We start from the raw sequence: 816 nt of genomic DNA, 5'->3' as shown, positions 1-816 counted from the left end.
GCCATCGGCGCGCGGGCGCAGCTCGTCGAGCAAGCTGCACACGGTCTTGACGATGTCGATATTGGCCTTCTCGTTCCAGCCGCCCACGTTATAGGTCTCGCCCAGCTGGCCGGCCTCCAGCACACGGCGGATGGCGCTGCAATGGTCGCGCACATACAGCCAGTCACGCACCTGCATGCCGTCGCCGTAGATGGGCAGCGGCTTGCCGGCCAGCGCATTGACAATGACCAGCGGAATCAATTTTTCGGGGAAATGCAGCGGGCCGTAGTTGTTGCTGCAGTTGGTCGTCAGCACCGGCAGGCCATAGGTGTGATGCCAGGCCCGTACCAGGTGGTCAGAAGCCGCCTTGCTGGCCGAGTACGGGCTGTTGGGCTCGTAATTGTGCTCTTCGGTAAATGCAGGATCGGTCGGCGCAAGCGTCCCATAGACCTCGTCGGTGGAGACATGCAAAAAGCGAAAACCGGACTTGGCATCGCCTTCCAGGCCATTCCAATAGGCGCGTACCGCCTCCAGCAGGCGGAAAGTGCCCACCACATTGGTCTGAATGAAATCCTCGGGGCCATGAATGGAGCGGTCCACATGCGACTCGGCCGCAAAGTTCACCACGGCGCGAGGCTGGTGCTGCGCCAGCAATTGCGCCAGTTGTGCACTGTCGCCGATATCGGCCTGCACAAACACATGACGGGCATCGCCCTTCAAGTTGGCCAGATTCTCCAGATTGCCCGCATAGGTCAGTTTGTCGATATTGACCACGGGCTCATTCACATGTGCCAGCCAATCGAGAACAAAGTTGGCGCCGATAAAGCCTGCACCGCC

1 protein-coding gene is annotated in these 816 nt (G+C 60.3%); it reads right to left on the bottom strand.

Annotation, left to right across the window (positions count from 1 at the left end):
• The coding region (rfbB, locus tag V8Z78_RS27025) for a dTDP-glucose 4,6-dehydratase (RefSeq protein WP_349732513.1) at window positions 1-816 on the bottom strand (816 nt) is incomplete at both ends.

This window comes from Comamonas sp. wu1-DMT, from assembly GCF_040187805.1.
Taxonomy (GTDB): domain Bacteria; phylum Pseudomonadota; class Gammaproteobacteria; order Burkholderiales; family Burkholderiaceae_C; genus Comamonas; species Comamonas thiooxydans.
Note: the sequence above shows the minus strand (reverse complement) of the source record. Positions and strands in the feature narration are given on the sequence as shown.